Annotated in this window: 4 protein-coding genes and 1 pseudogene; 2 read left to right on the top strand and 3 right to left on the bottom strand. The window is 62.6% G+C overall.

What is annotated here, in order from left to right; translation table 11 throughout:
* Together clpA and AB4Z11_RS23910 are read left to right on the top strand one after the other, a co-directional pair.
* A pseudogene (gene clpA, locus AB4Z11_RS23915) lies at nt 1-403 on the top strand (ATP-dependent Clp protease ATP-binding subunit ClpA); the annotation flags it as partial.
* Between the two features lie 61 nt (nt 404-464).
* Nucleotides 465-2,255: a hypothetical protein gene (locus AB4Z11_RS23910; protein WP_442028167.1), complete on the top strand. Its 1,791-nt coding sequence runs from the start codon at nt 465-467 to the stop codon at nt 2,253-2,255.
* A 20-nt stretch (nt 2,256-2,275) separates the two neighbouring features.
* Here AB4Z11_RS23910 and AB4Z11_RS23905 read toward each other — a convergent pair whose 3' ends face one another.
* The 3 genes from AB4Z11_RS23905 to AB4Z11_RS23895 all read right to left on the bottom strand — a co-directional run.
* Nucleotides 2,276-2,986: a LytR/AlgR family response regulator transcription factor gene (locus tag AB4Z11_RS23905; RefSeq protein ID WP_442028166.1), complete on the bottom strand. Its 711-nt coding sequence runs from the start codon at nt 2,984-2,986 to the stop codon at nt 2,276-2,278.
* Nucleotides 2,983-4,017 carry a sensor histidine kinase gene (locus AB4Z11_RS23900; protein WP_442028165.1) on the bottom strand — a complete coding sequence of 345 codons (1,035 nt, stop codon included), beginning with the start codon at nt 4,015-4,017 and terminating at the stop codon, nt 2,983-2,985. Before AB4Z11_RS23900 ends, AB4Z11_RS23905 begins: the two co-directional genes overlap by 4 nt.
* A gap of 54 nt (nt 4,018-4,071) precedes the next feature.
* On the bottom strand, nt 4,072-4,512 hold a 441-nt coding region (locus tag AB4Z11_RS23895), incomplete at its 5' end, for a DUF6328 family protein (RefSeq protein WP_442028164.1).

Raw genomic sequence — 4,512 nt, 5'->3', positions numbered from 1 at the left:
GGCGGACATCAAGCGTATGTTCACGCCGGAGTTCCGTAACCGTCTGGACTCGATCATCAGCTTCCGCGCGCTGGACGAAGACATCATCCTGCGCGTGGTGGACAAGTTCCTGATGCAGCTGGAAGAGCAGCTGCACGAGAAGAAGGTGGAAGCGATCTTCAGCGAGAAACTGCGCAAGTTCCTGGCGAAGAAGGGCTTCGATCCTCTGATGGGCGCACGTCCGATGTCGCGCCTGATCCAGGACATGATCCGCAAGGCCCTGGCCGACGAACTGCTGTTCGGCCGCCTGGTCACCGGCGGCAAGGTCATCGTGGATCTGGACGACGACGAGCAGATCAAGCTGGAATTCCCGGAACCGGATGCGGCGCCAACGCCGCCACCGGAAACCGTCGAAGTCGAATAAGGCTTCGCGTCAAAACGCCGCTCCTACGGGAGCGGTTTTTTTATGCCCTGAAAGGATGTCTGTGGCCGAGAACAGCAAGCCAGAATGCGATATCGTCATGGAGGGGGGCGTCACTTCCGGCGTCGTCTATCCCCGCTTCATCACCGGCCTTGCGGGCCGCTTCAACTTGCGCAGCATCGGCGGCACCAGTGTTGGTGCGGTGGCAGCGGTGGCGGCAGCGGCGGCCCAGTATCGCCGCAACGTGGGTGGCGGCGAGGCCGGCTTCGAGCGACTGCACCAGCTACCGGAGGAATTGTCCGCTACCGCTGCTGATGGAAAATCCAAACTGTTTTCATTGTTTCAGCCCTGCGCGGATTTGCGTCCGCACTTTCTGGTCCTCGAAGAGGGCCTGAACCGGCAGGGCGGCTTCACACGCGTGGCCGCCATCCTGTCCGGCATGGTGCAGCACTTTCCGGTCGGCGCATGGATTGCGATGGCCTTTCTCGCGGGCTGGCGTTGGGCCGCAGATTCGCTGCCCGCAAACGGCCTGCAGTGGGTCGGCTTTGGCGTGACGCTGCTGCTGGTGGCGCTGCTTGGCGCGAGTCTGAATTTTCTGGTCACCGGATGGCGGGGCCTGCAGCGCAACCGCTGCGGCATTTGCGCGGGCATGCGTGCCTCTGGCAGCAAAGCGCCTGCGCTGACGGAATGGCTGCATGGCCTGGTGCAGGAGATTGCAGGGCAGCCCGATAACACGCCGCTGACTTTCGGCATGCTGGGCAAGGTATCGCCACCGATCGAGCTGGCCTTCATTACGACGGGACTGAGCGAGCTGGGTTGCCATCGCCTGCCGCACAGCAGCGGCGACCTGCTGTTCCGCGCATCGGAATGGTATAAGCTATTCCCCGCTGCGATTGTCGACGCAATGGTGGAATCGACGCTGTGGCGCCATCCTTCGCGCCCTCGCACGCTGGCGATGCTGCGCGAAGCCGATCCTCTCTTCGATACGCCAGAACGCGATCTGCACTTCCTGCCACCTGCGGACGAACTGCCGGTGCTGGTGGGCGCCCGTCTGAGTCTCAGCTTCCCCATCCTGATGCAGGCCGTGCCGCTGTACCGCCTGCGTTATACGGAAGGCGAAGACGATGTCAGCGTCAAGCCGCTGTGGATGAGCGATGGCGGCTTGACCAGCAATTTCCCCATCCATTTCTTCGACAGCCTGCTTCCTGAACGCCCGACGTTTGGCGTCACGCTGCAGTCCACACTGGCCGACGATGCGCCAGGCCGCGACCGCGTGTATCTGCCGCAAAATAATAACGAAGGCTGGACGCCGCCTTACGTGAGCATCCAGAACAGCGCTGGTTTTCCATCGCCGTCGTCGTTCTTCAGTGCGCTGCTGCTGACGATCCGCACCTGGCGCCACGAAGCGCTGAAGCGCACGCCGGGCTTCCGGGACCGCGTGGTGCAGATTCGTCATACGGCCAGGGAGGGCGGGCTGAATCTGAACATGCCTGCTGAAGCGATTGCTTCGATGAGCCAGAGCGGCGCAGATGCGGCGCAAGCCATCATCGACCGCTTCCTCGATGGTGACGGCTGGCTCAATCACCAGCAGGTGCGCATGCGCGTTGCCGCCGCCGTGCTGCAGCCAAAGCTGGATCAGATGGCGCAGGCATGGAAGGCCGGCTATGCGAGCATGTGGCAGGACGCAGCGTTGCAGCAGACGGTGTCGTATGGACTCTCCAATGGCCAGCGCATCGATGGCGACGCGTGGTGGAATGCGCTGGCGGCCACCGCCAGCTTGCCGCAGCCGGTGGACCTGAGCAAAGACAGCCCAAACCCGCGCCCCACGCTGGAAATCGCTCCGCGCCAGACGTAGGGCGGATCATTGATCCGCAGTCACCGCGCCGCCAGCTCCTTCAGCAGCACCGCGCGGCGGCGCGACACATCGACGCTGTGGCCATCCTCCAGCGTCAGCGACAGGCCGCCGCTTTCGGATGGCGCCATCTGCGTGACGTAATCCAGATTGACGATGTGACGGCGGCTGGCGCGAAAGAAGCGCGCCGGGTCGAGCCGCTGCTCCAGCTGGTTCAGGGAGCGCAGCATCAGCGGCTGATGGGCACTGAAGTGCACACGCGTGTAATTGCCTTCCGATTCGAACAGCCGAATCTGATCCAGTCCCACGAACCAGCAATGGTCGCCATCCTTGATGAACAGCTTTTGCGGGCGCGATGCCAGTTGCGGCGCGGCGGGCCCGCCCAAACGCTGCACGGCGCGCTGCAGCGCGCTGGCCAGGCGATGCGCCTGGATCGGCTTCTGCAAATAATCGAGCGCATTGACCTCGAAAGCGCGCAGGGCGTATTGATCGAACGCGGTGGTAAAAATCACGTCAGGCGCGGCGTCCAGCGCCTGCAGTAGATCGAAGCCGCTGCCGCCGGGCATTTGCACATCGAGTAGCAGCAAGTCCGGTTGCAGTGCGGTGATCTGCTGAACCGCGTCTTCCGCGTTCGCCGCTTCGCCGACAATCTCCACTTCAGGGTGCGCAGCCAGCAGGCGGCGCAGCTCGGAGCGTGCCAGGCGCTCGTCGTCCACGATCAGGGTACGAATCATGCGGCCACCGGAAATTGCAGGGTGGCGCGTACCCAGCCACTGTTCTCGGTCAGATCCAGACTGGCCGACTCGCCTTTCGCCAGCGCGAGGCGTTTGCGGGCATTGGTCAGCCCCACGCGCGTCGAGTTTGCGAAGGGTAGTATGGCGCCCAGGTTTGCCACTTCAATCCGCGCACAGCCTGACTCGCGACGGGCGCTGATGCGAATCTCGCTGCCGGTGGAACTCAGCTCCACGCCATATTTGACGGCGTTTTCCACCAGGGTCTGCAGGGACATCGGCGGAATAGTCACGTCTTCCATACCGGCTTCGATGTCCAGCGTCACGCTCAATCTTTCCTCGAAGCGGATCTTCTCGATGGCGAGGTAGGACAGCACGGCTTCCAGCTCCATCTTGAGCGGTACGGTTTCCGCGTAACTGGCTTGCAACGTATAGCGCATCAGCGTCGCCAACTGGTCGATCATTTGTGCGGCCGATTCCGGGCTTTCGAAAATCAGGGCGCGCACGCTGTTCAGACTATTGAAGAAGAAATGCGGATTCACCTGCGATTGCAGGGCGCGCAACTCGGCCTCCTTGGCCAGCACATCGAGGCGCAGCGCTTCCGACTCAAAACGGTTGGCGCGGCGCAGCGTGATCGCGGTCATGTAGCACACGTTCCAGGCCAGCATGATGCCGCCCCAGAACAGCAGCAGCATTGGCACCCACTTGAAGCTGTCGGCCTTGTGCACGAAGACGTAGCTGGCCACGCCCGTGTTCACGAGTTGCGCGGGACCCAGCAGCGCGACACCAATCCACACCGTGCGCCAGTCCGCGCGGCGGGCGTTCCAGCGGCGCGATTTGACGAAGCGGTGCCAGATGTCCGTCAACAGCAGGCCGGCGACGCCTTCGTAGACGCACAAAACAAGCGTGCCGGGTTTGTCGAGATAAGGGGCGTTAGCGAGCACCACGAACAAGGTGACGAAAGTCCATCCCAGCACCTGGAGTATCCAGTACCAGTTCAGGCGCGCGAGCAGCGGGCGAGTTGCATTTTCCATAAGGGGAGCATAGCGCATTCCGCTCCCGCTGTAATCAAGGGCTATGACGAACGGTTAAATGCTGTGATGAGTGGCGTGGCGCCTGCGCGATATGAATGGGTAGATGAACCATAAGCCAATCAGCAGCACAAAGGACGCAGCGCCGCCGGCAACGCTGAACCCCTCCTGGCTGGTCACCATCTGCAGAACGACGTAGACGTCCAGCGAAACACCCGCCGCCAGCGGCGCGAGCGCGCAGCAGATCGAGATCGATGAAACCTCGATGGTATGGCGCGACACGATGCCCGGCTGGGTGAGCCGGTGATAAGCGGCGGGCAGCATGACCAGCGCCATGGCAATCACCACAAAGGCCAGCGCGCCGAGATGGCAGTCCTGCACGTGCATGGGCAGGCGCTCGAAGCGGTTGTTGAATACGGCAATCGTCTGAAAGCCGAACAAGGCCTGAATACCAGGCAGCACCATACGGGCCTCTTCGATAACGCGGCTCATCTGGTC

Source organism: Pseudoduganella sp. RAF53_2, from assembly GCF_052113985.1.
In the GTDB taxonomy this organism is placed as follows: domain Bacteria; phylum Pseudomonadota; class Gammaproteobacteria; order Burkholderiales; family Burkholderiaceae_D; genus Rugamonas.
The sequence above is the reverse complement of the archived record's forward strand: the minus strand, read 5'-3'. Positions and strand labels throughout refer to the sequence as shown.

What these genes read in the sequence shown, in the direction of transcription:
- AB4Z11_RS23905 (WP_442028166.1), bottom strand. Translation starts at nt 2,986, where the DNA reads ATGATTCGTACCCTGATCGTGGACGACGAGCGCCTGGCACGCTCCGAG.
- AB4Z11_RS23900 (WP_442028165.1), bottom strand. Translation starts at nt 4,017, where the DNA reads ATGGAAAATGCAACTCGCCCGCTGCTCGCGCGCCTGAACTGGTACTGG.